Annotated in this window: 23 protein-coding genes; 13 read left to right on the forward strand and 10 right to left on the reverse strand. The window is 56.6% G+C overall.

Annotation, left to right across the window (positions count from 1 at the left end; all coding sequences use genetic code 11):
• Positions 1-128 precede the first annotated feature (128 nt).
• Positions 129-1,553 carry an outer membrane channel protein TolC gene (gene tolC / locus ACX9GU_RS03715; RefSeq protein ID WP_473193876.1) on the reverse strand — a complete coding sequence of 475 codons (1,425 nt, stop codon included), beginning with the start codon at positions 1,551-1,553 and terminating at the stop codon, positions 129-131.
• A gap of 283 nt (positions 1,554-1,836) precedes the next feature.
• Here tolC and nudF point away from each other — a divergent pair, with 283 nt between their 5' ends.
• The 6 genes from nudF to ACX9GU_RS03745 all read left to right on the forward strand — a co-directional run bounded on the left by nudF (position 1,837) and on the right by ACX9GU_RS03745 (position 7,302).
• A complete protein-coding gene (gene nudF, locus ACX9GU_RS03720; RefSeq protein ID WP_074031225.1) occupies positions 1,837-2,469 on the forward strand; it encodes an ADP-ribose diphosphatase in 633 nt (210 codons plus the stop codon).
• The gene (locus ACX9GU_RS03725) at positions 2,470-2,895 is read left to right on the forward strand and encodes a DUF1249 family protein (protein ID WP_248945598.1); all 426 of its coding nucleotides are present in this window, start codon (positions 2,470-2,472) and stop codon (positions 2,893-2,895) included.
• Positions 2,896-2,922: 27 nt separating this feature from the next.
• Positions 2,923-3,750 (forward strand): 3',5'-cyclic-AMP phosphodiesterase, encoded by an 828-nt coding sequence (gene cpdA / locus ACX9GU_RS03730; RefSeq protein ID WP_021806859.1) that lies wholly within the window; start codon positions 2,923-2,925, stop codon positions 3,748-3,750.
• A complete protein-coding gene (gene yqiA, locus ACX9GU_RS03735; RefSeq protein ID WP_021806858.1) occupies positions 3,750-4,325 on the forward strand; it encodes an esterase YqiA in 576 nt (191 codons plus the stop codon). The genes cpdA and yqiA overlap by 1 nt, the downstream gene beginning before the upstream one ends.
• An 89-nt stretch (positions 4,326-4,414) precedes the next feature.
• Complete coding sequence (gene parE / locus ACX9GU_RS03740) at positions 4,415-6,310, forward strand: DNA topoisomerase IV subunit B (protein ID WP_021179517.1); 1,896 nt, start codon at positions 4,415-4,417, stop codon at positions 6,308-6,310.
• A gap of 92 nt (positions 6,311-6,402) precedes the next feature.
• Positions 6,403-7,302, forward strand: a complete 900-nt coding sequence (locus ACX9GU_RS03745) for a LysR substrate-binding domain-containing protein (protein ID WP_473193877.1) — start codon at positions 6,403-6,405, stop codon at positions 7,300-7,302.
• A 155-nt stretch (positions 7,303-7,457) separates the two neighbouring features.
• Here ACX9GU_RS03745 and ACX9GU_RS03750 read toward each other — a convergent pair whose 3' ends face one another.
• Together ACX9GU_RS03750 and ACX9GU_RS03755 are read right to left on the reverse strand one after the other, a co-directional pair.
• Positions 7,458-7,769, reverse strand: coding sequence for a putative quinol monooxygenase (locus ACX9GU_RS03750; RefSeq protein WP_473193878.1), 312 nt, complete (start codon positions 7,767-7,769; stop codon positions 7,458-7,460).
• Between the two features lie 45 nt (positions 7,770-7,814).
• On the reverse strand, positions 7,815-8,396 hold the full coding sequence (locus ACX9GU_RS03755) for an NAD(P)H-dependent oxidoreductase (protein WP_021179520.1): 582 nt from the start codon (positions 8,394-8,396) through the stop codon (positions 7,815-7,817).
• 278 nt (positions 8,397-8,674) lie between these two features.
• Here ACX9GU_RS03755 and parC point away from each other — a divergent pair, with 278 nt between their 5' ends.
• The 3 genes from parC to ftsP all read left to right on the forward strand — a co-directional run bounded on the left by parC (position 8,675) and on the right by ftsP (position 13,484).
• Positions 8,675-10,948 carry a DNA topoisomerase IV subunit A gene (gene parC / locus ACX9GU_RS03760; protein ID WP_473193879.1) on the forward strand — a complete coding sequence of 758 codons (2,274 nt, stop codon included), beginning with the start codon at positions 8,675-8,677 and terminating at the stop codon, positions 10,946-10,948.
• 290 nt (positions 10,949-11,238) lie between these two features.
• Positions 11,239-11,970 (forward strand): 1-acylglycerol-3-phosphate O-acyltransferase, encoded by a 732-nt coding sequence (locus ACX9GU_RS03765; protein WP_473193880.1) that lies wholly within the window; start codon positions 11,239-11,241, stop codon positions 11,968-11,970.
• A gap of 98 nt (positions 11,971-12,068) precedes the next feature.
• Positions 12,069-13,484, forward strand: a complete 1,416-nt coding sequence (ftsP, locus tag ACX9GU_RS03770) for a cell division protein FtsP (RefSeq protein ID WP_473193881.1) — start codon at positions 12,069-12,071, stop codon at positions 13,482-13,484.
• On the opposite strand, the gene ACX9GU_RS03775 is transcribed toward ftsP, so the two are convergent.
• Positions 13,481-14,395 (reverse strand): LysR family transcriptional regulator, encoded by a 915-nt coding sequence (locus ACX9GU_RS03775; protein ID WP_473193882.1) that lies wholly within the window; start codon positions 14,393-14,395, stop codon positions 13,481-13,483. The genes ftsP and ACX9GU_RS03775 overlap by 4 nt on opposite strands.
• A 133-nt stretch (positions 14,396-14,528) precedes the next feature.
• Here ACX9GU_RS03775 and xapA point away from each other — a divergent pair, with 133 nt between their 5' ends.
• Together xapA and ACX9GU_RS03785 are read left to right on the forward strand one after the other, a co-directional pair.
• Positions 14,529-15,350 carry a xanthosine phosphorylase gene (xapA, locus tag ACX9GU_RS03780; protein WP_473193883.1) on the forward strand — a complete coding sequence of 274 codons (822 nt, stop codon included), beginning with the start codon at positions 14,529-14,531 and terminating at the stop codon, positions 15,348-15,350.
• A 72-nt stretch (positions 15,351-15,422) separates the two neighbouring features.
• Positions 15,423-16,682: a nucleoside permease gene (locus ACX9GU_RS03785; protein ID WP_473193884.1), complete on the forward strand. Its 1,260-nt coding sequence runs from the start codon at positions 15,423-15,425 to the stop codon at positions 16,680-16,682.
• Positions 16,683-16,719: 37 nt separating this feature from the next.
• Here the strand turns inward: ACX9GU_RS03785 and ACX9GU_RS03790 are convergent, their stop codons facing one another.
• From ACX9GU_RS03790 to ACX9GU_RS03800, 3 genes are read right to left on the reverse strand one after another with little or no spacing between them, the layout of a single operon-like run.
• Complete coding sequence (locus ACX9GU_RS03790) at positions 16,720-17,649, reverse strand: PfkB family carbohydrate kinase (RefSeq protein WP_179251953.1); 930 nt, start codon at positions 17,647-17,649, stop codon at positions 16,720-16,722.
• A complete protein-coding gene (locus ACX9GU_RS03795) occupies positions 17,646-19,043 on the reverse strand; it encodes a purine-cytosine permease family protein (RefSeq protein ID WP_473193885.1) in 1,398 nt (465 codons plus the stop codon). The genes ACX9GU_RS03790 and ACX9GU_RS03795 overlap by 4 nt, the downstream gene beginning before the upstream one ends.
• Before the next feature lie 8 nt (positions 19,044-19,051).
• On the reverse strand, positions 19,052-20,068 hold the full coding sequence (locus ACX9GU_RS03800) for an ADP-ribosylglycohydrolase family protein (RefSeq protein ID WP_473193886.1): 1,017 nt from the start codon (positions 20,066-20,068) through the stop codon (positions 19,052-19,054).
• A gap of 215 nt (positions 20,069-20,283) precedes the next feature.
• On the opposite strand from ACX9GU_RS03800, the gene ACX9GU_RS03805 reads away from it, so the two are divergent.
• Together ACX9GU_RS03805 and ACX9GU_RS03810 are read left to right on the forward strand one after the other, a co-directional pair.
• On the forward strand, positions 20,284-21,018 hold the full coding sequence (locus tag ACX9GU_RS03805; RefSeq protein ID WP_368438875.1) for a GntR family transcriptional regulator: 735 nt from the start codon (positions 20,284-20,286) through the stop codon (positions 21,016-21,018).
• 87 nt (positions 21,019-21,105) lie between these two features.
• Positions 21,106-23,271, forward strand: coding sequence for a YgiQ family radical SAM protein (locus ACX9GU_RS03810; protein ID WP_021179531.1), 2,166 nt, complete (start codon positions 21,106-21,108; stop codon positions 23,269-23,271).
• Positions 23,272-23,572: 301 nt separating this feature from the next.
• Here the strand turns inward: ACX9GU_RS03810 and ACX9GU_RS03815 are convergent, their stop codons facing one another.
• From ACX9GU_RS03815 to ahr, 3 genes are all read right to left on the reverse strand, one after another.
• Positions 23,573-24,178 carry a transglycosylase SLT domain-containing protein gene (locus tag ACX9GU_RS03815; RefSeq protein WP_021179532.1) on the reverse strand — a complete coding sequence of 202 codons (606 nt, stop codon included), beginning with the start codon at positions 24,176-24,178 and terminating at the stop codon, positions 23,573-23,575.
• Between the two features lie 139 nt (positions 24,179-24,317).
• Positions 24,318-25,133 (reverse strand): 2,5-didehydrogluconate reductase DkgA, encoded by an 816-nt coding sequence (dkgA, locus tag ACX9GU_RS03820; RefSeq protein ID WP_021179533.1) that lies wholly within the window; start codon positions 25,131-25,133, stop codon positions 24,318-24,320.
• Between the two features lie 87 nt (positions 25,134-25,220).
• The gene (gene ahr / locus ACX9GU_RS03825; protein ID WP_179251951.1) at positions 25,221-26,267 is read right to left on the reverse strand and encodes an NADPH-dependent aldehyde reductase Ahr; all 1,047 of its coding nucleotides are present in this window, start codon (positions 26,265-26,267) and stop codon (positions 25,221-25,223) included.
• Positions 26,268-26,364: the final 97 nt, after the last annotated feature.

The raw sequence follows: 26,364 nt of genomic DNA on the forward strand, positions 1-26,364 counted from the left end.
AGCGGATCATAACATTAACCTGTTTAGAGAGGCTGTGAGGTGAGGGGCAGATGCGGGATTATTGGATAAAAAAACGGAGCGCGGCAAATGCCGGGCCCCGTTATTCGGTAGCTCAAAGCTGTAGCAGGTTATCTGCTAGCCGTTGGCCGAGTGGTGCTGGAACCGTCAACATAGGCATCTTGCGCCGCTGTTGGTGGTGCTACCACATCTGGTGCGGTGGAGATTGGCTTGCCTAGTGCTCCGTTCAGCATCATCAGATCGTTTTCGTTCAGCGTGCCGAGCGCCGATTTGATGTTCAACTGGTTGATCAGGTAAGAATAACGCGCATTGGAAAGCTGTTGCTTGGCGTTATACAGCGTGGTTGTCGCATCCAGCACGTCAACGATGGTACGGGTACCCACTTCGTAACCGGCTTCGGTCGCATCCAGAGAGCTCTGGGCAGAAACCACCGCTTGTTTATAAGCGCTGATGCTGCTGATGGACGCAGAAACGTTGTTGAAGGAGGAACGCACGGTTTGCACCACGCTGCGGTGGGCGCTTTCCAACTGCTCGCTGGCACCGACGAAGTTGTACTGCGCCTGTTCTACCCGCGAGTTGGTTACGCCGCCGTTGTACAGTGGCACGCTAACGCTGATGCCGACCTGGTTCTGGCCAGTAATTGAATCGCTTCCACTACCAGTACCGGTATTAGCTCTGGAGCCGCTGTATTTGGAATTGGTGATCCCGGTAGAAGCATTTAAATCAACGGTTGGCATATAGCCGGTTTGCGCCGATTTGATCTGCTCACGGGCCAGATCCTGGCTCAGGCGGGCAGACAGCAGGCTCAGGTTGCGGCTTTCCGCTTCCTTCAACAGGCTGTTGACGGCATCCGGGCGCTTGGTGCTGAACTTGTTGGTATCCAGCGAGGCCAGTTCCGGGTAGAAGGTGCCAGTGATCTGGCGTAACACTTCCACCGCGTTATCCAGGTTGTTACGGGCGGTTACTTCGTTGGCCAGCACGGTATCGTAGTTGGCACGGGCGTTCTGCACGTCGGTAATGGCAACCAGGCCCACGTTAAAGCGCTGGGTGGTCTGATCCAGGGTACGGTAGACCGCTTGTTTATTCGCCTGGGTGTAGGACAGGGCGTCGATCGCCTGCAGTACGTTGAAATAGGCGGTGGCCGTATCCAGGATCAATTTCTGGGATGAAGTCTGGAAAGTGACATCGGTAATACCGGCGGCTTTTTCCTGCAACGTCAGCGCACGCCATTTAGACATATCAAAGATAGTCTGGGTCAGCGCCAATGAACCGTTGGTGGTATTGCTGTTAAGACCGTTGGCATCACGGAAGCCATTGCCGTAGGTATAACCGGCAGATAAGCCAAGCTGTGGCAGCAATGGGCTGCGCGCTTCGTTGATTTTTTCAAACGCCGCATCACGGTCGGCAGCGGTTTTACGCAGATCCGGGTTACTTTCCCTGGCCTGTTTGTAAACCTGCAACAGGTTCTCTGCCTGGCTCATGGTGCTGAAGCCTGCGAGGCTCAGACCAATAAGAAGGGGGAGCAGTTTCTTCATTTGCATTCCTTGTTGTGCAGCAATATTGCTATGTTAGCGCTGACGATAGACGAATAGTTGCCAATTCTAGCAGAGTCTGCCGAGCGCTGAGGGTGGCTTAATGTGCCATCTCACAGAACTTTTACCTTGGTGTACGCTACGTTTACTGACACTGGGCTATTTGCATCGGCGCTACCTGATATCATGGTTCACAATCTAACACAAAGCGGGTGAAGATAATCCCGCCGTTTCTGTCATCAAATCCCTTTATTTTGCCGGCATAATCACACAGGAGAATTCGTAGATGAAACGCTCGCAACCTTCACCCGTTACTTTCGACAAAAATGATGTAGAAATTATTGCACGAGAGACGCTATACCGTGGTTTTTTTTCACTCGATTTATATCGCTTTCGCCATCGTTTGTTCAATGGTGAGATGAGCGGTGAGGTCACGCGCGAAGTTTTTGAGCGCGGCCATGCGGCGGTGTTGCTACCCTATGATCCAATCAGGGACGAAGTGGTGCTGGTTGAACAACTGCGGATCCCGGCCATCGATAGCTCAGCTTCCCCCTGGCTGCTGGAAATGGTTGCGGGTATGATCGAAACGGGAGAAAGCGTTGAGGATGTGTGCCGCCGCGAAGCGTTGGAAGAGGCTGGCGTGGTGGTCGGGCGCTGCAAGCCGGTGCTGAGCTATCTGGCCAGCCCTGGTGGCACCAGCGAACGCCTGTCTATTATGGTCGGCGAGGTTGACGCCCTGACGGCCGAAGGGATCCACGGATTGCCCGAAGAGCATGAAGATATCCGTGTCCACGTGGTCAGCCGCGAACAGGCTTACCGCTGGGTTGAAGAAGGCGCGATTGATAATGCCGCATCAGTGATTGCATTGCAGTGGCTGGCGTTGCACCATGAATCGCTTAAAGCAGAATGGGCCAACTAAATGCAAAAGCGCTATACCCCTGACTTCCCCGAAATGATGAGATTGTGTGAAACCAACTTCGCGCAATTGCGGCGTTTGATGCCGCGTAACGACGAAGTCGATGAAACCGTCACTTATCAGGTGAATGGCGCCCATTATCGTCTGACTATTGTTGAATCTACCCGTTACACTACGCTGGTGCAGATTGAGCAGACTGCGCCTGCGGTCAGCTACTGGAGCCTGCCTGCGATGACGGTGCGGCTGTACCATGACGCGATGGTTGCGGAAGTGTGTTCCAGTCAGCAGATCTATCGGTTTAAAGCGCGTTATGATTATCCGAACAAAAAGTTGCATCAACGCGACGAAAAGCATCAAATTAACCAGTTTCTTGCTGATTGGTTGCGCTACTGTTTAGCGCATGGAGCAATGGCGGTTCCGGTTTGTTAGACAGACTGCGATAACAAAGGACACCATTTGGAAAGCCTGTTTAGACTGCCCGTGGCGAGTGGGGCCAAGGTCAGGATCTTACAAATAACAGATACCCACCTGTTTGCTGGCAAGAGTGAGACCTTGCTCGGCATCAATACCTATGCCAGCTATCACGCGGTGCTGGATGCGGTGATCGCGCAGCAGCGTGAGTGCGACCTGATCGTGGCAACCGGCGATCTGGCGCAGGATCACTCCCAGGCGGCATACCGGCACTTTGCCGATGGCATCACCCGTTTGCCCGCGCCCTGTGTCTGGCTGCCGGGGAACCACGATTTTCAGCCTGCGATGGTAGATGCGCTGGCCGCAGCCGGTATCTCACCGTCAAAGCAGGTGCTGCTTGGGGACAACTGGCAGGTGTTATTGCTGGATAGCCAGGTGTTTGGCGTGCCGCACGGCGAGCTGAGTGAATACCAGCTGGAGTGGATGGAGCGTTGCCTGGAGGCTCATCCAGAGCGCTACACGCTGCTGTTACTGCATCATCATCCGTTGCCTTCCGGCTGCACCTGGCTTGATCAACACAGTTTGCGTAACCCGCATACGCTGGCGGCCGTGCTGTGGCGCTATCCGAAAGTGAATACCCTGCTGTGCGGGCATATCCACCAGGAATTGGATCTGGGCTGGCATGGGCGTCGGCTGTTGGCTACGCCGTCCACCTGCGTGCAATTCAAGCCGCACTGCACCAATTTTACCATCGACGACGTTTCCCCTGGTTGGCGCTATCTCGACCTGTTACCGGATGGCCGGGTGGAAACCCAGGTATTCCGGCTGGAAAACGATGACTTCCGCCCCGACATGGATTCGGACGGCTACTGATGCCTTCAACCTTACTTTACCTGCACGGTTTCAACAGCTCGCCGCTTTCGGCCAAGGCCACGGCTTTCAAAGCCTGGCTGGCGGAACATCATCCCCATATCGACATGCTGGTACCGCAGTTGCCGCCTTACCCGGCGGAGGCGGCAGAAATGCTGGAAGATTTGGTGATGGCGCGGGCAGGCCAGACGATGGGCGTGGTAGGCTCCTCGTTGGGTGGTTATTATGCCACCTGGTTATCGCAGTGTTTTGCGTTGCCAGCGGTAGTGGTAAACCCTGCGGTGAAGCCGTATGAGCTGCTGATCGACTATCTGGGAAGCAACGAGAACCCCTACACCGGGCAGCAATATGTGTTAGAGTCACGCCACGTTTATGATCTGAAAGTGATGCAGGTCGATCCCTTGGAGTCGCCGGATTTAATCTGGTTGCTACAGCAAACGGGCGATGAAATTCTCGATTACGGTCAGGCAGTGGCTTATTACACCGCCTGCCGGCAAACGGTGGAGTCGGGCGGAAACCACGCTTTCGTCGGTTTCGAGCACTACTTCCCCCAGATTGTGGATTTTTTAGGGCTATGACGCCGCGGCAACTTCAGCTATCACAGATATACTGAACAGGCAGCGGGCGATTTCGGCACCTTCCCTCAACCACGAAAAAATAATCAACGATGACTCAATCCAGCTATAACGCTGATGCCATTGAAGTACTCAGCGGTCTAGAACCAGTGCGCCGTCGTCCCGGTATGTATACCGACACGACGCGTCCGAACCACCTCGGTCAAGAGGTGATAGATAACAGCGTCGATGAAGCGTTGGCGGGCCATGCCAAGCGTATCGACGTGATCCTGCACGCCGATCAGTCACTGGAAGTGATCGACGACGGCCGCGGCATGCCGGTGGATATCCACCCTGAAGAAGGCGTACCGGCGGTTGAGTTGATCATGTGTCGTCTGCACGCGGGCGGTAAATTCTCCAACAAGAACTACCAGTTCTCCGGCGGCCTGCACGGCGTGGGGATTTCGGTGGTTAACGCCCTGTCCAAACGGGTGGAAGTCAACGTCAAGCGCGACGGTAACGTCTATAGCATCGCTTTTGAGAACGGCGACAAGGTGCAGGATTTGGCGGTGACCGGTAGCTGCGGCAAACGCAACACCGGCACCAGCATTCACTTCTGGCCTGACGAGCAGTTCTTCGACAGCCCGCGCTTCTCGGTTTCCCGCCTGTCACACTTGCTGAAAGCCAAAGCGGTGCTGTGTCCCGGCGTAGAAATCTATTTTATCGACAAGCTGAACAATACCGAGCAGCGTTGGTGCTACCAGGACGGCCTGACCGACTACCTGATGGAAGCGGTGAACGGCCTGATCACCCTGCCGGAAAAGGCGTTTGTCGGCAATTTTGCCGGTGATACCGAAGCGGTGGACTGGGCGTTGCTGTGGCTGCCGGAAGGCGGGGAACTGCTGACGGAAAGCTACGTCAACCTGATCCCCACCATGCAGGGCGGCACGCACGTCAACGGCCTGCGCCAAGGGCTGCTGGATGCGATGCGCGAGTTCTGTGAATTCCGCAATATCCTGCCGCGCGGCGTGAAGCTGTCTGCGGAAGATATCTGGGATCGCTGTGCCTACGTGTTGTCGGTGAAAATGCAGGATCCGCAATTCGCGGGCCAGACCAAAGAGCGGCTCTCTTCCCGTCAGTGCGCGGCGTTTGTTTCCGGCGTGGTGAAAGATGCCTTTAGCCTGTGGCTGAATCAGAACGTTCAGGCGGCCGAGCAACTGGCCGAACTGGCGATCTCCAGCGCTCAACGCCGCCTGCGTGCGGCGAAGAAGGTGGTGCGTAAGAAGCTGACCAGCGGGCCTGCGTTACCGGGCAAGCTGGCGGACTGCACCTCGCAGGACCTGAGCATGACCGAACTGTTCCTGGTGGAAGGGGACTCGGCGGGCGGCTCGGCCAAGCAGGCGCGCGATCGCGAATATCAGGCGATCATGCCGCTGAAGGGCAAGATCCTCAACACCTGGGAAGTTTCCTCAGACGAAGTGCTGGCTTCGCAGGAAGTGCATGATATCTCGGTAGCGATCGGCATCGATCCCGACAGCGAAGATCTCAGCCAACTGCGCTACGGCAAAATCTGTATCCTGGCGGATGCGGACTCCGACGGCCTGCACATCGCCACGCTGCTGTGTGCGCTGTTTGTTCGCCACTTCCGTTCGCTGGTAAAGGGTGGCCATGTGCACGTTGCGATGCCACCGCTATACCGTATCGACCTGGGTAAAGAAGTCTATTACGCCCTCGACGAGGAAGAGAAAGCCGGCGTGCTGGAGCAGTTGAAGCGTAAGAAGGGCAAGCCGAACGTACAGCGCTTTAAAGGGCTGGGTGAGATGAACCCGCTGCAACTGCGTGAAACGACGCTCGATCCCAACACTCGCCGTCTGGTGCAGTTGACCATCGATGACGAGAATACCGATCAGACCATGGCCATTATGGACATGCTGTTGGCGAAGAAGCGTTCAGAAGACCGCCGCAACTGGCTGCAAGACAAGGGCGATACCGCCGAGCTTTCCGTCTGATGCCTGTGGGGCCGCAACTGCGGCCCCACGTTTTTACATTGTGCCATCCCTGGCGCACTGCGTGCTGCGCCCGATAACCCAGGGCGGAATGCATGAAAATCACCCTCGAAGAACTCTTGGCTTATACCTCCGTGATCGACAGCGGTTCGATTACCGCCGCCGCCGAGCAGCTTGGCCAAACCACCTCTGGCATCAGCCGGGCGCTGAGCCGTCTGGAAAAAAAACTCGATACTACCTTACTGCGCCGCACCACACGTCGTCTGGAATTGACCGAAGAGGGGCAGAGCTTTCTGGCCCATGCGCGGGAAATTATCAACTCGGTGGAACATGCCGAAGAGCAGATGGCGCTGCGCCGTCTGAACCCGGCGGGCAGGCTGCGGGTCAATGCTGCCGCGCCCTTTATGGAACATGTGATCGTGCCGCTGGTTGCCGGTTTCCGCCAACGTTTCCCACAGATTGAGCTGGAGCTGAACACTGATAACCTGATTATCGATCTGTTGGAGAAGCGCACCGATATCGCCATTCGTATTGGTGCATTGCGAGACTCCACTATTCACGCGCGCCTGCTGGGGGCCAGCCGGTTACGCATTCTTGCCAGCCCGGACTATATTGCCCGCTTTGGAGCACCGCAGAGTGTCGAAGAGCTTAACCACCATAGTCTGCTGGGCTTTACGCAGCCCGAGTCGCTCAATCTGTGGCCGTTGCGCCATCGGCAGGCGGAGCGCTTTGCCATTACCCCAACGCTATCGGCCTCCAGCGGGGAAACGCTGCGTCAACTGGCGCTACGGGGGGAAGGGATTGCTCAATTGGCCGATTTTATGACGCGGGAAGATCTGCGGGAAGGGCGTCTGGTTCAGTTGCTGGCGGCCGAAACGTTGGAGGTCCGCCAGCCGATTAACGCGGTGTATTATCGCAATGCCCAGTTGGCTGCACGGATCACCTGTTTTCTGGACTATGTCAGCGCGAATATCACCGATGCACAGAGCCTGTAGAGCGGAGATGTCTGTTGCCCTCACCCCAGCCCTCTCCCACAGGGAGAGGGGGCTATTACAGCGTCGTCTTCAGGGGCAGAAGTAGGGTTGAAGCAGAGGAAGTGTGCTGTAATCAAGTTGTGGCACGGACTGTCCCCTCTCCCTGTGGGAGAGGGTTAGGGTGAGGGGTTATCCAGCACGTAAATGGTGGTATCCAGCACGCTGTCCTTGATGATTTCACGATGCTTGAGCATGTGATCCATCTGTAGGTGCTGTTCCAGATGCGCCTGGCTCTGCCACTTCTCCAACATAAAGATGGAATCCGGCGAACGCTTCTGCCATGGCGCCTGGGTGTCGGCGTCGATCATTGGCTGATAGCCGCCGCAGCCTTCTTCCGCCAACACCGCTGGCAACAGCTTCTCAATCGCTTGTAATACGCTTTCACGATGACCCGGTCTGGTTCTGATTTCTGCAATTACGGTGATCATGACGGCCTCACTGGTTAACGGTATGATTGATAAAACCCATCACAGTTAAGCAAACACTTCGCCCAGATGTGCGCGCAAACGTGCGATATCGCTGGCGATATCCGGTTGTTTAATCACATCGTTACAGATAAAGGTCGGCAGTGCTTCCATTCCGAGGAACTGGTTGGCCTTGTGGAAGTGCAGATAAACGCCGTCTACGCCCACGCCGTGGAAGAACTGGTCGGGGTCGGTAAAGGCTTCCAGCGGGGCATTCCAGGTCAGGCTCAGCATGTAGGTCTTGCCTTGGATCAGCCCGCCGGAACCGTATTTTTTGCTGGCATCGGAACGGGTGCGGCCATCGCTGGCATACAGGCTGCCGTGGCCAGCGGTGAACACTTCGTCGAGGTATTTTTTCAGGATCCAGGGCTCACCCATCCACCAGCCTGGCATCTGGTAAATCACCGTATCGGCCCACAGGTATTTCTGCACTTCGGCTTCGATATCATAGCCGTCATCGACTACGGTGACCTGCACATCGTGCTTGGCATCGCGCAGGAAACTTTCTGCTACGTCGCTCAGGGTCTGGTTCAGCTCACCGTTGGAGTGGCCGAATTGCTTCTTGGCGTTAATAATCAGGATATTGCTCATGGGTGCTGGGTTCCTGTCAGAATGTAGAAGGTGATGGCCGTAAGGCATATCGCTGAAACGGAGTGTAATCCTTCCTGAAGCAGGGAAAAATGCGATCTAGCGCACAACAGTGTTGACTGTGAGTCAAGAAAGACGGCCAATGATGGCAAAATTTCGCATAAACCGGGGCGATCGCCAGCATCAATGGCCGATCCACGCAGCATCTGTGACAGCCACCCCGCAGATGAGTTACTATCGCGGGCAGAATCGACCCTTTGTCGTCTGAGGATATCTGAGTAATGAGCGAACTGACTCATGACGGTGTTGAGCGTCTACCGCTGCACACATTCACTGAAAACGCCTATCTGAACTATTCCATGTACGTCATCATGGATCGGGCGCTGCCGTATATCGGCGATGGTTTAAAGCCGGTACAGCGCCGCATTATCTATGCCATGTCGGAGCTGGGGCTTAGCAACAACGCCAAATTCAAAAAATCTGCCCGTACCGTCGGTGATGTATTGGGTAAGTATCATCCGCATGGCGATAGCGCCTGTTATGAAGCTATGGTGCTGATGGCGCAACCCTTCTCTTACCGCTACCCGCTGGTAGATGGCCAAGGGAACTGGGGGGCACCGGATGACCCTAAATCTTTCGCCGCGATGCGTTATACCGAATCGCGCCTGTCGAAATACGCCGAAGTGCTGCTGGGCGAGCTGGGCCAGGGCACCACGGACTGGGTGCCCAACTTCGACGGCACCATGCAAGAACCGAAGATGCTGCCTGCACGTTTGCCGAACATCCTGCTCAACGGGACGACCGGTATCGCGGTAGGGATGGCAACGGATATCCCACCGCATAACGTGCGTGAAATTGCCGCCGCGGCGGTAGCCCTGATCGACAAACCAGGCTCATCGCTCGACGATTTGCTGGAGTTTGTGCAGGGACCGGACTTCCCGACGGAAGCGGAAATTATTACCCCGCGCGAAGAGATCCGCAAAATTTACCAGAATGGCCGTGGCTCGGTACGCATGCGTGCCGTCTGGAAGAAAGAAGACGGCAGCGCGGTGATCACCGCCTTGCCGCACCAGGTTTCCGGTGCCAAAGTGCTGGAGCAAATCGCCAGCCAGATGCGTGCTAAAAAGCTGCCGATGGTGGAAGACCTGCGCGATGAGTCTGACCACGAGAACCCGACCCGTCTGGTGATTGTGCCGCGCTCGAACCGTATCGATCTGGATCAGGTGATGAACCACCTGTTTGCCACCACCGATCTGGAGCGCAGCTACCGCATCAACATGAACATGATCGGTCTGGACAACCGCCCGCAGGTCAAAGGGCTGGTGGAGATCCTTGCCGAATGGCTGGTCTTCCGCCGTGATACGGTGCGCCGCCGCCTGAATTACCGCCTGGAAAAAGTGCTCAAACGGCTGCACATCCTGGAAGGTTTGCTGGTTGCGTTCCTCAATATCGACGAAGTGATCCACATCATTCGCAGCGAAGATGAGCCGAAGCCGGTGTTGATGCAGCGGTTTGGCATCTCTGATACTCAGGCCGAAGCGATCCTCGAGCTGAAGCTGCGCCATTTGGCCAAGCTGGAAGAAGTGAAGATCCGTGGCGAGCAGGATGAGCTGGCAAAAGAGCGCGATCATCTGCAGGCGCTGCTGGCTTCCGAGCGCAAGCTGAACAACCTGATCAAGAAAGAGATCCAGGCCGATGCGCAGGCTTATGGCGACGATCGTCGTTCACCGCTGACCGAACGTGAAGAAGCCAAGGCCATGAGCGAGCACGATTTTGTGCCTTCAGAGCCGGTGACGATTGTGCTGTCACAAATGGGCTGGGTGCGTAGCGCCAAGGGCCACGATATCGATCCGAGCGGCCTGAGCTACAAGGCCGGAGATAGCTTCCTTGCCGCCGCGCGCGGTAAGACTAACCAGCCGGTGGTGTTCATCGACTCAACTGGCCGCAGCTATGCGCTCGATCCGCTGACGTTGCCTTCGGCACGTGGCCAGGGTGAACCGTTAACCGGTAAGCTGACGCCACCGCCAGGTGCCACCATCGAGCAGGTGCTGATGGCTGCGGACGATCAGAAACTGCTGATGGCTTCCGATGCTGGCTACGGCTTCGTGTGTACCTTTAACGATCTGGTTGCACGTAACCGCGCCGGTAAGGTGATGATCACCCTGCCGGACAACGCCAAGGCACTGCCGCCGATGGAAATCCACGGCAGCGACGATATGCTGCTGTCTATCAGCACCGCTGGCCGTATGTTGATGTTCCCGGTCGCCGATCTGCCACAGCTGTCGAAGGGCAAGGGCAACAAGATTATCTCGATACCGTCGGCGCAGGCTGCCAGCGGGGAAGATAAACTGGCCTGGCTGTTCGTACTGCCGCCGCAGACCTCGATCACCCTGCACGTAGGCAAGCGCAAGCTGAAACTGCGCCCGGAAGATCTGCAGAAATTCCGCGCCGAGCGTGGCCGTAAGGGCACGTTGTTGCCACGTGGCCTGCAGCGTATCGATCGGGTTGAGGTGGATATGCCAGAGCGCGAATCGTTGGGTGATAGCGAAGAGTAAAGCGGTGATATACCCTGCTTGGGCGCAATAAACTGCGCCCAAGCGATCGCAGGTATTCTTACGTAGGGGCGCTGCATGCTGCGCCCGTACCCGTTCAGGGCTTTTTTATCCTGATCTTTTTTTTAAGTGAGTTAATTTTTCCGGCTATAAATTTATTGTGCCGATCGCTGGCTGGCGGGAAAATAGAGAACTTAGAAGCGCCGCGCGTTCTTCCGCCTGCGCTCCTCATACAAAAAGAAATCTTCCCTGCCGTTCAGCGGCCGGGTTGGCAGTGTGCTAATGAGGTTGTTATGTTATTGATATTACGTGCGATCATTGTCACGGTCTATTGCCTGTTGGTGAGTTTTTTCGGTTCGCTTTACTGCTTGTTCAGCCCGCGTAACCCCCGCCATGTAGCGACCTTTGGCCATCTGTTCGGTCGCCTGTCGACAGTGTTCGGCATCAAGGTTGAACTCCGTAAGCCTGCTGGCGCGGACAACAACGGCAAATGTATTTACATTGCCAACCATCAGAACAACTACGACATGGTAACGGTTTCTAATGCGGTACAGCCACGCACCGTGACCGTGGGCAAAAAAAGCCTGGTGTGGATCCCGTTTTTCGGCCAGCTTTACTGGTTGACCGGTAACCTGCTGATTGACCGGGATAACCGCGCAAAAGCCCATGGCACCATTGCTCAGGTGGTGGATGCCTTCAAGAAACAGGACATCTCGATCTGGATGTTCCCGGAAGGAACCCGCAGCCGTGGCCGTGGTTTACTGCCGTTTAAAACCGGTGCGTTCCACGCGGCGATCGCGGCCGGTGTGCCGATTGTGCCGATCTGTGTTTCTTCTACCGACAAGATCAAGCTGAACCGTTGGAACAACGGCCATGTGATTGTGGAGATGCTGGAACCTGTCGATACCAGTAATTACAGTAAAGAACAGGTGCGTGAGCTGGCGGCCCATTGCCGCGAGCTGATGAAGGCGAAGATTGACCAGTTGGATGCGGAAGTCGCCAAGCTAGACGCCGCAAAAAAATAATAGAACGCAGTTAGCTATTTTCATACGGCCTCATGCCGTTTATGCCCCGCTTTAGCGGGGCTTTGCACACGGTTCAGCTTTGTTTTCATGGAGAAGATATGTCACTCAGTCGACGTCAGTTTATTCAGGCATCGGGCTTGGCGCTATGCGCGGGAACCGTGCCGCTGAGGGCCGAAGCGAGCGGGATGCCAACTCCGTTACCGATCCCGCCACTGCTGGAGTCCCGCCGTGGCCAGCCGCTGTTTTTAACCCTGCAACGTGCCCATTGGGCCTTTATGGACAACCGCAAAGCGTCCGTCTGGGGCGTCAACGGCATGTATCTGGGGCCGACGGTGCGGGTCTACAACGGTGACGACGTCAAACTGATCTACAGCAACCGCCTGCCCGAACCGGTATCGATGACCATCAGCGGGTTGCAGGTGCCAGGTACCCTGATGGGCGGTGCGCCGCGCATGATGTCGCCTAACGTTGACTGGTCGCCGGTTATCCCTATTAGGCAGGCGGCGGCTACCTGCTGGTATCACGCCAACACGCCGAACCGTATGGCACCACATGTGTACAACGGCTTGGCTGGCCTATGGCTGGTCGAGGATGAAATCAGTAAAAACCTGCCGCTGCCGAACCATTACGGCGTCGATGATTTCCCGCTGATCATTCAGGACAAGCGCCTGGATAACTTCGGTACGCCGGAATACGATCCTCCGGCGCAGGGGGGCTTTATTGGCGATACGCTGTTGGTCAACGGCGTGCAGAACCCGTTTATCGAAGTCTCACGTGGCTGGGTTCGCCTGCGCCTGCTGAACGCTTCGAACTCACGGCGCTATTCGTTGCAGTTGAGCGACGGGCGGCCGATCAACGTGATCGCCAGCGATCAGGGATTCTTGCCTGCACCGGTTGCGGTACAACAACTTTCTCTGGCTCCAGGTGAGCGCCGCGAAGTGCTGATCGACATGTCGCAGGGGGCCGAAGTGACCCTCACCGCCGGTGAAGCAGCAGGGATCATGGATCGTTTGCGCGGTCTGTTTGAACCTTCCAGCATGCTGGTTTCCACCCAGGTACTGACGTTGAAACCGACGGGCCTGTTGCCGTTGGTCACCGACAATCTGCCGATGCGCCTGCTGGCGGATCAACTGCTGGATGGTAACGTCAGCCGCTCGCGTGAATTCCGTCTGGGAGACAAGATGGCCGGCATCAACGGGGCCATCTGGGATATGAACCGCATCGACGTACAAACGATGCAGGGCACCTGGGAACGTTGGACCATTCATGCCGATACGCCGCAGGCGTTCCACATTCAGGGCGTGCAGTTCCTGGTGAAACGCGTCAATGGCGCGCAGCCGATGGTGGAAGATCGCGGCTGGAAGGATACCGTCTGGGTCGACGGTGACGTGGAACTGCTGGTGTACTTCAACCAGGTTTCCTCGGAGCACTTCCCGTTCCTGTTCTACAGCCAGACGTTGGAAATGGCCGATCGCGGTTCGACCGGCCAGTTTGTGGTCCAGGCTTCCGCTTAAACAGCCCCGGGCGTTCGCAGCATTTTCAGGAACGCCTTCACCACCGGTGTGGCACTTTCGGCGTGGTAGATCGCATACAGATCCGCCGAAGGGGCCGCCTGCAACGGGCAGAAACGCACGCCGGGCCACGGTATGCGCCCGTAGCTGTCCGGCAGTAACGTAATGCCAAAGCCTTCCGCCACCAGCGCCATCAAGGTTTGCGGTTCATTGACCTGATGGACGATGTCTGGCGCAAAGCCATGTTGCAGACACAGGTTGTGCAGATACAGCCCCAGGCTGGCCTCGTTGGGCGGCAGCACGATAAATTTGTCATGCTCCAGGGCGGGTAGTTGGATTTCCTCCCCCGTTGCCAGTGGATGCCCCTCCGGCAGCACCACCGAGATCTTCTCCCGCGCCAATAATTGACAGGCCAGCCCCGGCAGGGCCTGTTGTTTTGCCTCACGCCAGACCCCGATATCGATATGTCGCTTCTGCAATGAGACGATCTGCTGGCTAGGCGTTTGCTCATTCAACGTCCAGGTGACCTTCTCTTCCTGCCCGGTAAAGCGTTTCAGTGCTGGGATCAAACCGCCCCAGACCGAAGTGCCTACCATGCCAATCACCATATGGCCGGCCTCGCCACGGCCCAGTTGCTGCACCTGATTGAGCGCATTGCCCGCCTGATCGAGCAACGTTTCGACGTTATGGAACAGCGTACGGCCAGCCTGCGTCAGCGCCATGGAGCGAGTGGTGCGTTTGAACAATTCCACCCCCAACTGGTTTTCCAGCTCTTTGATATGTTTGCTGAGCGGCGGTTGGGACATGTTCAGCCGTTGTGCGGCCTGGGTAAAGTTCATCTCCTCTGCCACCACGCGGAAGTAGTGCAGCAGGCGAAAGTTGATCCGGCTAGGGTCGGGTAGTGGCTTTTTCATGGTTGTTCGGGCCTCCCGATGCAGGGTATTTATAGGTAAACAGAATAAATCAGCGGGCAACAATGTATTGGTCGCCACCCGCCGTCGCTCTCTACTATGGGGATTAAATTATCCCCCTACAGAAGAGAATACTATGTTTAATCAAGACGATGCTTTTTCTTGTGCCGACGTGCTGCGTACCAGACTACCCGGCTTTCAACCTCGTGCAGCACTGATTCTGGGATCGGGACTGGGGGCGCTGGCAGACGTGATGACCGATGCCGTGACCATCGACTATACCGAACTACCGGGTTTCCCGGTGAGCGGCGTAGTGGGCCACGCAGGGCAATTGGTGGCGGGCTGGCTGGAAGGCGTGCCGGTGCTGTGCATGAAAGGGCGCGGGCATTTCTATGAGGGCCGTGGCATGCAGGTGATGGCCACTGCTGTGCGCACCTTCAAACTGCTGGGCTGTGAATTCCTGCTGGCGACCAATGCCGCTGGCTCACTGCGTAAATCGGTGGCTCCGGGTAGCCTGGTGGCGCTGACCGACCACATCAACTTTATGCCGGAATCCCCGCTGGTGGGGGCCAACGATGAGCGTTTTGGCCCACGCTTCTTTAGCCTGGCTAACGCCTACGATCGTGACCTGCGTGCGCAGTTGGCGGCGGTAGCGGCCAAGGCCGGTATCCCACTGGCAGAGGGGGTGTTTGCCGCCTACACCGGCCCGAACTTTGAAACCCCGGCCGAGATCCGCATGATGCAGACGCTGGGCTGCGACGTGGTGGGCATGTCGATCGTGCCAGAAGTGCTTTCGGCCCGGCACTGCGGCCTGAAAGTGTTGGTAGTTTCAGCGATGACCAACTATGCCGAAGGGTTATCCGATACGCCGCTTTCCCATGAGCAGACGCTGAGCTGCGCTGCGCTGGCGGCAGACGACTTTATGCGCCTGATCCGTGAGTTCTTCAAAACGCTGTAATTCTTATTTCCATCCGACTACCCCGCGGCAAGCCCTACCTTGCCGCGTAAATCACAACAATAGGTGATGGTAATGGCAATAAAAACACGATTGAAGGTGATGATTTTTCTCCAGTTCTTTATCTGGGGCGCCTGGTTGGTGACGTTGGGATCCTACATGATCAACACCCTGCACTTCAGCGGGGCGCAGGTAGGCATGGTGTACAGTTCGAAAGGGATCGCCGCGCTGATCATGCCAAGCCTGGCAGGGATCATTGCCGATCGCTGGATCAAGGCCAACCGTCTGTATGGCCTTTGTCATCTGCTGGGGGCGGTGGCGTTGTACTATGCCGCACAGGTCGATCAGCCGATGGTAATGTTCTGGGTCATGCTGTTCAACGCGATGGTCTATATGCCCACCATGGCGCTTTCCAACGCCATTTCTTACTTCTGTCTGGAAAAGCACGGTTTTGATACGGTCAAGGATTTCCCGCCGGTGCGGGTTTATGGCACCGTGGGCTTTATTCTGGCGATGTGGCTAATCAGCTTTAGCCGCATTGAATTGAGCAATATGCAGCTGTATCTGGCTTCCGCGGTGTCGCTGCTGCTGGCGGTCTACTCCCTGACGTTGCCAAATTGCCCGACCAGCAAGGTGAAACGCTCGCAAAGCTGGGTCAGCATGTTGGGGCTGGATGCGTTCGTGTTGTTCAAGCAAAAGCGCATGGCGGTGTTCTTCCTGTTTGCCATGTTGCTGGGGGCGGCGCTGCAAATCACCAATACCTTCGGCAACCCGTTCCTGCACGATTTCTCTCTTAACCCGCTGTATCAGGACAGCCTGAGCGTGCGCTATCCTTCGGTGCTGCTCTCCCTGTCGCAAATCTCTGAGGTGTTTTTCATCCTCACCATCCCGTTCTTCCTGCGTAGATACGGCATCAAGCAGGTGATGCTGATCAGCATGGCGGCCTGGACGCTGCGTTTCCTGTTCCTGGCCTACGGTACGCCTGCCGGGTTCGGCTTCCTGCTGCTCCTGCTTTCAATGATCGTTTACGGCTGCGCGTTTGATTTCTTCAATATTTCCGGTGCCATCTTTGTGGAGAAAGAGACCGACCACCGCATTCGTGCCAGCGCTCAGGGGCTGTTTATGACCATGGTTAACGGTGCAGGGGCTTACGTTGGAGCCATCGCCAGCGGCGAGGTCGTGGACTTCTTCACCCATAACGGGGTGAAAGATTGGCAGAGTATCTGGCTGGTGTTTGCCGCCTATACGCTGGTGTTGGGGGTGATTTTTGCCCTGTCTTTCAACTACCAGCATCGGCCGGAAGAGATGAGCGGCGAGCTGCAGAAGGCGCATTAAAGGTAAAACAAAGGGGCTGAGTTCAGCCCCTTTGATATCAGGCAGGAAAACGCTGTTGCAGCTGTTGCCAGTCTGGTGCTCCGGATGCACCACGGCTGGCCACCACGCAGGCGGCCACGCGGTTGGCAAGATCGACGGCTTGTACCAGCGGCAGGCCAGCGGAAAGCCCGGCTAGCACACCCGCGCAGTGGGCATCCCCCGCACCTATGGTGTCGACGACGTCAACCGGGTAAACGGGCACATGCTGCGGTTCATTGCGGCCATCACAGACCCAGGCACCGTCACGATCCAACCGGCAGATCAGGGTAATGTTATGCGCTGTGGCATAACGTTGCGCAGCGCTGACAGCATCACCTTCTCCACACAAGATCGCGACTTCGTCGCGGTTGAGGGTGAGCAAGGTGTGGCTGTCGCTAAGCATGGCGAAAAACTCTTCACCTAACTGACCGACGCGCGGGCCGGGATCCAGCAGCCGCCACTGATCGAACGGCAGGCGGGTAAGCCAGTCACGCAGTGCTTCGCCGGGTTCTCCCACCAGTTCATAGCCGTTGGCATAGACCACCGTTTCCGGCGTTAGCGGCAGGGTAGCCAGTTGCGCCTTATTCCAATGGGCTTCACAACCGGTCACGGTAACAAAAGTACGTTCACCGTTGGGTTCCACCAACGCCAGACACCAACCATTATCCAACTGGCCATGGCGTAGCAGCACCGGCAGATCCAGCTCCTGCATGGCGGCTTCGATGGCCGCTCCCCAGTCTCCGTTGCCCACCGGCATACCGTTAATCACGGGGACATCCAGGCGGCGTAACGCCCGTGCTACGTTGAAGGCACAACCGCCAATCTGTCGCTCTTGCGGCTGCGCTTCGATATCTTCACCGCTGACCGGCAGCTTTGGCAGCGTGAGGACCACGTCACCCACGGCTCCGCCTACCACCAGAATGGGTTTTACTGCGACAAATTCACTCATTGATGTCCTTTGTTACTTGCCAGATAGAGGCCATAGGCAATCAGGCTGACCAGGAAGGAAACGAACAGCCCCAGGCTGGAATCGGCGAACAGGCCTTTAGCCAATGGGCCATCGATAAAGCCGGTTTTGGTCACCAGCAGCCCGCACAAGGCACCGAGGAACCAGCAGAATAACGGTACCTTACGTACGCCGCGGTTCTGGCCGTTCAGGCCGTACAGGGCATTACCGTCGTAACCATGATGACGGCGCACTTTAGCATAATCGAGAATGAAAATGGCTTCCCAGGCGGCAAGGAATACCCCGCAGAACACCAGGAAGGAGATAAATGGCCCCATAAAGTCGCCAGAGATAAACAGCACATAGATGGCGATGCCAAGGATGACCACGGCGTCAATGGAGACGGCCAGCGACTGTTTCACCTTCACGCCTAGCGTTAGCAAGTTAAGGCTGGCGGAGTAGAGGCTGAGCACGGCAATAGTAACGATACCGGCGGTCGCTGCCAGCAGATAGGGGATAGCCATCCACTTTGGCAGCACCGAACCGATTAACGCAATCGGGTTGGCGGCGCTGGCCAGATCCGGCAGCTGCACCGAAAGCAGAATGCCGGTGAACATCAGCAGGATCAGGGGCAGGCAGGCACCGCCCACCACGGCAGCAAAGATGCTTTTGTCTGAAGACTCAGGGCTTTGATAACGGCTGTAATCGGCCCCGGCGATTGCCCAACTGATCCCGGTACCGGCGGCGATCACCGAAACGGCGGGCAGGAAGCCGGTCAACCAACTGCCGGAAGGCAGTGACAGCACTTTGCCCCACTCGGTGGTGAAGACGATATACAGCACCACAATCAGCGTCATGGTGCCGAATATCCGGCTGAACCAGCTCTGCATCCAGACTACCGTGTTCTGGCCCAGCAGGCTGACTACGATGGTCAAGCCGCCAAACAGCAACAGGCTGAAAGCGGTAAGGGAGTGGCTTTCACCCAGGCCCAGGGCTTGGAACAGTGCCGCCAGGGTGAGCGTGCCGGTGATGACGTTCACCGCTTCCCAGCCCATCAGGTTGATCCAACTGAAGGTGGTGGGGGCGATGTTGCCCTTCAGGCCAAAAATCACCCGCGATAAGGTCAAAGTAGAGGTACGGCCACGTTTTCCGGCGAAGCTGGTGTAGCCTACCAAAGCAAAACTGGCTACCCCGACCAATGCGGCCAGGATTGACTGGATAAAGGACAGGCCGAACGCGACAATAATTGCCCCGTACACCACGCCGAGAATGCCGATGTTGGCGGCAGACCATATCCAGAACAGCTCGAGCGGTTTACCGGTCTGCTCGGCATCCGGTACGCGATCGATCCCCGTGCTTTCTACTTTCCATGTCTCACTGCGGTTGATTTCACTCATGGTGCGATTTATTCCTGTGTGCGCAGCCTGAGGAGAGCGGCCGCGTAGGGCTCAAAATCTATTTGATTGGCGCTATTGATCGTGGCAATCCACTCCGCCGGGAAGGCGGCTATGCCGCGTAAGGCTCCGCAGATCGCCGTTGCCATGGCGCCAATGGTATCGGTATCTCCACCTAGATTGGCGGCCAGGATCGCACAACGTTGCGGATCGGTGTCTGCCAGTTCAACCAGCGCCAATGCCATTGGGATCGACTCGATAGTGTCCATCCCGGCACCGACGGTATGGTAAAGCTCCGCCAATGCTTCGCTATCCGGCAGATGGCCCAGGTTAGCGGTGAACTCCAGCGCCCAAACCAGACGGCGACTGAGCGAAGGGCTGAAGGTGGTGATATGTTGCTGTTGCACCTGCTCCACATGTGCGGGCAGTTCTTGCTTGATGGTGGCCCAATCCGCGCCTTCGACAGCCCGGCTAACGGCCCAGGCAATGGCAAAAGCGCCAGCTACGGCGATATCCGACTTGTGGGTCGGGCTGCAAGACAGCCTTACCGCCGTGATAAAGGCTGGCAAATCGCTACTTGGCAGCAGGCAACCTAACGGAGCGACACGCATGGCCGCTCCATTGGTCACGCCGTTAGCGGCAATCTCTGCCACCGGTGTACCGGCGCGGAACGCCAACAGCGCGGCTTTGGAGCTGGGGCCGAGGATATTTTTCTCAAAGGCTCCGATCCGTTCAGCCCACAGCATGATGTGGTGAGCAATACGTTCCGGCTCGACCCGGCCCTCGGCGGCCAACAGCGCATCCATCAAGGCCACTGCCTGCTGGGTGTCATCCGTGTATTCCCCGGCGATAAAGCCGTTTGCTGCGATATTTTCTGCCGGGCCAGGCAGGAAGTGGGTGATCCAACCAAAATAATCACTAACCTGTTGTAATGGCCACAGTTCTGACGGCATCCCCATCGCATCGCCTACGGCTTGCCCATAGAGCGCCCCGAGTATGGCGTGGTGAGGATTTTTTATATTTTTCATTTATATGGGTGTTCCCTGGTGTTGGTGCTAACCGATGTAAAACATCAGTGTTGCTAATGTTAGTCGTAAAATGGATCCAATTAAAGTCCAATAGTCGAAAAATGTGACTCCAATCTAAGTCCAATGCAAGTGCGCATGGTGTAATTACCCTGAATGTGACAAATATGGTAAAAACGAGGCGGTTGAGGAATGCGAACAAATCAGAGGTGGGTCCGATGAATGATTTTATTGCCTGGCTGCGTCAGCAGTTTTCACAGGCAGCGGCGGCACCACGTTACATCCAACTGGCGAATTCCCTGGAAATTGCCATCAAGCAGCGTGTGCTGGGCGTTGGCGACTTTTTACCGCCGGAACGCGTGTTGGCTGAAGCATTGGATTTGTCACGCGTGACGGTCAGTAAGGCGATGAGATTGCTGGAAGAGCAAGCGCTGGTCTCACGCCAACAGGGCATTGGTACTCGAGTGGCCATGCACATCGGTTATTCCCTCAATCAGGATAACGGCTTTACCGCGCAGGTTTTGCGCAGTGGCAGCAGCGTCAGCAACCAATGGCTGTTGCGTTCTTGCATAAAGGCACCCAGCGAGGTAGCCAAGGCGCTGGAGTTGGCAAGCGACAGTATCGTGGTCAAGCTACGCCGCCTGCGGTTGATGGATGGCAATCCGGTGTCGTTGGAAACCACCTATATCCCGACCCGTTTTCTGCCCGATCCCGAAGAGCTGGAACATTCGCTGTATGCCCTATGGAAGTCGCGAGGGATTGTGCCAGAGGGCAGGCATTTTTTATTGAAGGCGGTTGCCAGCAGTGACGAAAATGCCAGCTTGCTCAATGTGCAAAGCGGCACGCCGCTGTTACGCATTGTCCAGACCAGCCGCAATGCCCAGGGCGAAGTGCTGGAGTTCAGCGAAACGCTGTGCCGCAGCGATGTGTACGAGTTTGAGGTCAAAAGCTGAGTAATCTGAGAAATAACCATGCTCTTTTGGCGGTGAGTGCGTATAATCGCCGCCCGGCGATAAATTAACCTGCACAAGAGCACCCGAATGAGCACTACCAGCCTGATCCAACCCGAACGTGAATTGTTCTCCTACGAGCCTTATTGGGCCGAATGTTTTGGCCCCGCGCCGTTTTTACCGATGTCGCGTGAGGAGATGGACCAATTAGGCTGGGATAGCTGCGATGTGATTGTCATCAGCGGGGACGCTTACGTCGATCACCCAAGCTTTGGCATGGCGATTGTGGGCCGCATGCTGGAGGCTCAGGGCTTCCGCGTGGGGATCATTGCCCAGCCGGACTGGAGTAACAAAGAAGACTTTATGCGTTTGGGTAAACCGAACCTGTTCTTCGGCGTGACCGCCGGCAATATGGACTCGATGATCAACCGCTATACCGCCGATCGTAAGCTGCGTCATGACGATGCCTACACCGCCGGTAACGTGGGCGGCAAACGCCCGGATCGCGCCACCCTGGTCTATAGCCAACGCTGTAGAGAAGCCTATAAAGATGTGCCCGTCATCCTGGGCGGTATCGAAGCCAGCCTGCGCCGCATTGCCCATTATGATTACTGGTCGGATACCGTGCGCCGTTCGGTGCTGGTGGATTCCAAGGCCGATATGCTGATCTACGGCAACGGCGAACGCCCGCTGGTGGAGTTGGCGCATCGCCTGGCGGCGGGTGAAAAAATTCAGGATATCCACGATATCCGTAACACCGCAGTGATGCGTAAAGGGGCCATGCCGGGCTGGAGCGGGGTGGATTCCACTCGCCTGGACAAGCCGGGCCGCATCGAGCCAATCCCTAATCCTTACGGTGAAGATTTGCCCTGTGCCGATGGCAGCACGCCAGAGCCAGAGGCCAAGCCCGTTACCGTACGTGCCGCCAAGCCCAAGCCGTGGGAAAAAACCTACGTGCTGCTGCCTTCCTTCGAGAAGGTAAAGGCGGACAAGGTGCTGTATGCCCATACTTCGCGCATCCTGCACCATGAAACCAACCCTGGCTGCGCCCGTGCGTTGATGCAAAAACATGGTGACCGCTACGTGTGGATCAACCCACCGGCGATCCCGCTCACCACGCCGGAAATGGACAGCGTGTTTGCCCTGCCGTACCAGCGTGTGCCGCACCCATCCTATGGCGAAGAGCGTATCCCGGCCTACGATATGATCCGCTTCTCGGTGAACATTATGCGTGGCTGCTACGGTGGCTGTTCGTTCTGTTCAATCACCGAGCATGAAGGGCGCATTATCCAGAGCCGTTCGGAAGACTCGATCGTGCGTGAAATCGAAGAGATCCGCGACAAGGTACCGGGCTTTACCGGGGTGATCTCCGATCTGGGTGGTCCAACGGCCAACATGTATATGTTGCGCTGTACCAACCCGCGTGCCGAGCAAACCTGCCGCCGCGCCTCCTGTGTGTATCCGGAAATCTGTACCTATATGGATACCAACCATGAGCCGACCATCAAACTTTACCGCCGTGCCCGTGAGCTGGAAGGGATCAAGAAGATCCTGATCGCCTCCGGGGTGCGTTACGATCTGGCGGTTGAAGATCCGCGCTATATCAAGGAACTGGCGACCCATCACGTGGGCGGCTATCTGAAGATCGCACCGGAGCATACCGAAACCGGGCCATTGTCCAAGATGATGAAGCCGGGGATGGGCAGCTACGATCGCTTCAAGCAGCTGTTCGATCAGTATTCCAAACAGGCAGGTAAAGAGCAGTATCTGATCCCTTATTTCATCTCCTCGCATCCGGGCACCCGCGATGAGGACATGGTGAATCTGGCCCTGTGGCTGAAGAAAAACCGTTTCCGTCTCGATCAGGTACAGAACTTCTACCCGTCGCCGATGGCGAACTCCACCACCATGTATTACAGCGGCAAGAACCCGTTGGGTAAGGTGGGGTATAAGAGCGAAGACGTGTTTATTCCGAAGGGCGATCGCCAGCGCCGCCTGCATAAGGCATTGTTGCGCTATCACGATCCGCTCAACTGGCCGCTGATCCGTACGGCGTTGGAAGAGATGGGGATGAAGCACCTGATTGGTGGCCGTCGCGAATGCCTGGTGCCAGCACCGAGCATTGACGAGCAGCGCGAGGCTAAGCGCCTACAGCGGCATACCCGCCCGGCGTTGACCAAGCACACGGACATTACCCGCCAGCGAACTCCGTCCAACAAGCCACCGCGCAAGCCTATCCGCAACGGTAAGGCCTGATAGGAAAGGGGCTGTTTTTCCGCCATTTGGCCCCTCACCCTAACCCTCTCCCACAGGGAGAGGGAACCGATCGAGTTCGTTGATTACTTTGCGTAATACCCAGCCTTTCTTCTTCTTACATCACTTTCCGAAGCAGTACGGGCTAAGACCCACAGGGAGAGGGAACCGATCGAGTTCGTTGATTACTTTGCGTAATACCCAGCCTTTCTTCTTCTTACATCACTTTCCGAAGGCGCACGGGCTAACCACGGGCTCCAGACAGCTCCCTCTCCCTGTGGGAGAGGGTTGGGGTGAGGGGCCACTACAAACTGTTATACGCCGCCTCGACCTTCAGCATATAACGCGGTGCCTGCGGTGAGGGATGGTACTGGCGCACATGCCAGTGAAAGGCCTCGGGTGACAGGTTGTTGATCATTCTGATGGCTTTTTTGCGATCGCTGGAGAAGGTACGTAGCAAGGCTCCTGCGCCGTTGGCATAGGCCACTTCAGTGGCATAGCGGCGGGTCACCGGATCGTCAATCCACTTCAGTTGCTGCTGTTGCAACGCACCTATATAGGCTGCCCCCAGATCGATATTAGTTTCTGGATCCAACAGATCGTCATCATCCGGGCAGCCGCGTTTACCTTTAAAACGGTAGGCATCGCAACCGGCGGTATTCGCCTTGAGCTGCATCAGGCCGATGGCGTTGGAAGGGCTGACAGCCTTGGGGTTAAAGCCGGACTCTACCTGAATAATGGCGGCGATCAGCTTTTCATCGACATCATACTCGTCGGCCGCGTCTTCGATTTCATCGTCATAGGCGTGAGGATCGTGGCTGGTACGCTGGTGCTTACTGGAACAGCCCGCCAGCACCAACAGTATTAACACCATGGTCAGGCGCGGCAAAGATGAGAAAGAGAAGGTCATGAAACTCCAAGCTGCTGTGATCGGATTGCTGCGCCATATCATAGCGCCAGTGACCGATAAGATCTTGGGTTAAAAGCCAATTAACGCGAGAGGTTGCCAACAATAAAGCAACGGGGCCGACAGTGCGACCCCGTTATGTTTACAGAGAGTCTGGATCCGGCCCCAGGCGGTTGCCTATATCCAGCTTGGTGATTTCGCCCAGTTCGTCCTTATCCAGTTTGAAATCAAACACCTCAAAGTTTTCACGAATACGCGCGGGCGTAACCGATTTCGGGATCACGATCAGGCCGCTGTCCAGATGCCAGCGCACGACGATCTGTGCTGGCGTCTTGTTGTACTTCTCCGCCAGCTTCTTGATGAGAGGTTGATCAAAGACGCCTTCACCCCCTTGCGCCAATGGGCTCCAGGACTCGGTGGCGATGTGATGAGTCGCGTTCCAGGCGCGCAGCTGGCGCTGTTGCAGCAGCGGATGCAGTTCGATCTGGTTGATCACTGGTGCGACGCTGGTTTCATCCAGCAGGCGTTGCAGATGTGGCGTGTGGAAGTTACAGACGCCGATGCTTTTCACCAGCCCTTGCTCACGCAGTTTGATCAAGCCGCGCCAGGCTTCGACATACTGATCCTGTGCCGGTTTCGGCCAGTGGATCAGGTAGAGATCGACGTAATCCAGCTTCAGCTTTTTCAGGCTGGTTTCCAGCGCTGCCTGCGGATCGCCCTGATCGTCGTTCCACAGCTTGGTGGTGATAAACAGCTCTTCACGTGGGATCGCGGTGGCTTGCAGCGCGGCACCTACCCCTTCCTCGTTTTTGTAAATCGCGGCGGTATCGATGGAGCGATAGCCGACTTCCAGCGCCTTGGTGACGGCCTGCGTAGTTTCTTCAATGCTGGCTTGCCATACGCCGAGTCCCAACTGCGGCATCAGATTACCATCGTGGAGTTTGATGATGGGTTGCATGCGCTATCTCCTTATGACTGCTTTCAGGCCAAAGCCTGCTTACATGAATTTTAGTTCGCCACCTCAGCGCTTGCCGAGTTTGCGACCTCAAGCGTGCATATCCAGTACGATACGGTAACGGGCTTTGCCCGCCTCCAGATGCGCGATGGCATCGTTTACCTTGCTCAGCGGGAAATGCTCCACCTGCGGCTCAATGCCATGCCGGGCGCAGAACGCCAACATGTCAGCAAGGCGTGAAGGAGCACCGGTAGGTGAAGCGGAAAGTTCAGCCTGTTTGCTGATAAACGAGAATACCTGAACCGGCACTGGGTCGGGTATCGCCCCAACGAAGTGCAGGCGGCCTTTCGGGGCCAAGGTGCCGATAAAGGCGTCCCAATCTAAAGAGGCACTGGCGGTGACCAGAATAAAGTCGAGCTGATTGGCGATGGCCTGTAATGCGGCGCTGTCATTGCTGGCCACCACGCGGTGTGCACCCAACGAAAGCGCTTCGTCACGTTTGCTGTTGGACGAGGTGAAGGCGGTGACTTCACAGCCCCAGGCATGCATAAAGCGGATCGCCATGTGGCCCAGGCCGCCGATACCGACCACGCCAACGCGCTGTGTCGGGCGGACATCGTACTGCAATAGTGGGTTGAACACCGTGATCCCGCCGCAGAACAGCGGCCCGGCGCTGGTCACGTCAACGCCTTCTGGCAGTGGGATCGCCCAGGCCCAGTGACTGCGGATGCGATCGGCAAAACCGCCGTGGCGACCAATGATGGTAGGTTGTACCTCGTTGCACAGATGCTGATCGCCAGACATACAGGGGTGGCAGTGCATACAGCTGCCGCGGTTCCAGCCAACGCCCACCACCTGGCCAATCTTCAGCCCTTTGTTCTGCGCATGGGCACCCAGCTTGGTGACTTTGCCCACCACCTCATGGCCGGGCACGAACGGATAGTGGGTCATGCCCCATTCATTATTGAGCATGGAGAGGTCGGAGTGGCAGACGCCACAGTAATCGATAGCAACTTCAATTTCATCGTCGCCTAATGCACCGGCGTCGAAGGTAAAGGGTTCAAGCGGCTGTCCCTGGCCGGGCGCGGCCCAGGCACGAATGCTATTGTCAGATACGGAGCTGGATTGGTTCGCCATAAAATTCTCCCATGAGTTAACGAGACGATGTTATGCGACGCGATCGAAAGCGCGGACAAGGCGCACAACCGTGCCCGATGATCGGTCGGGCACGGTA

The organism is Serratia sp. K1WW1, from assembly GCF_055790865.1.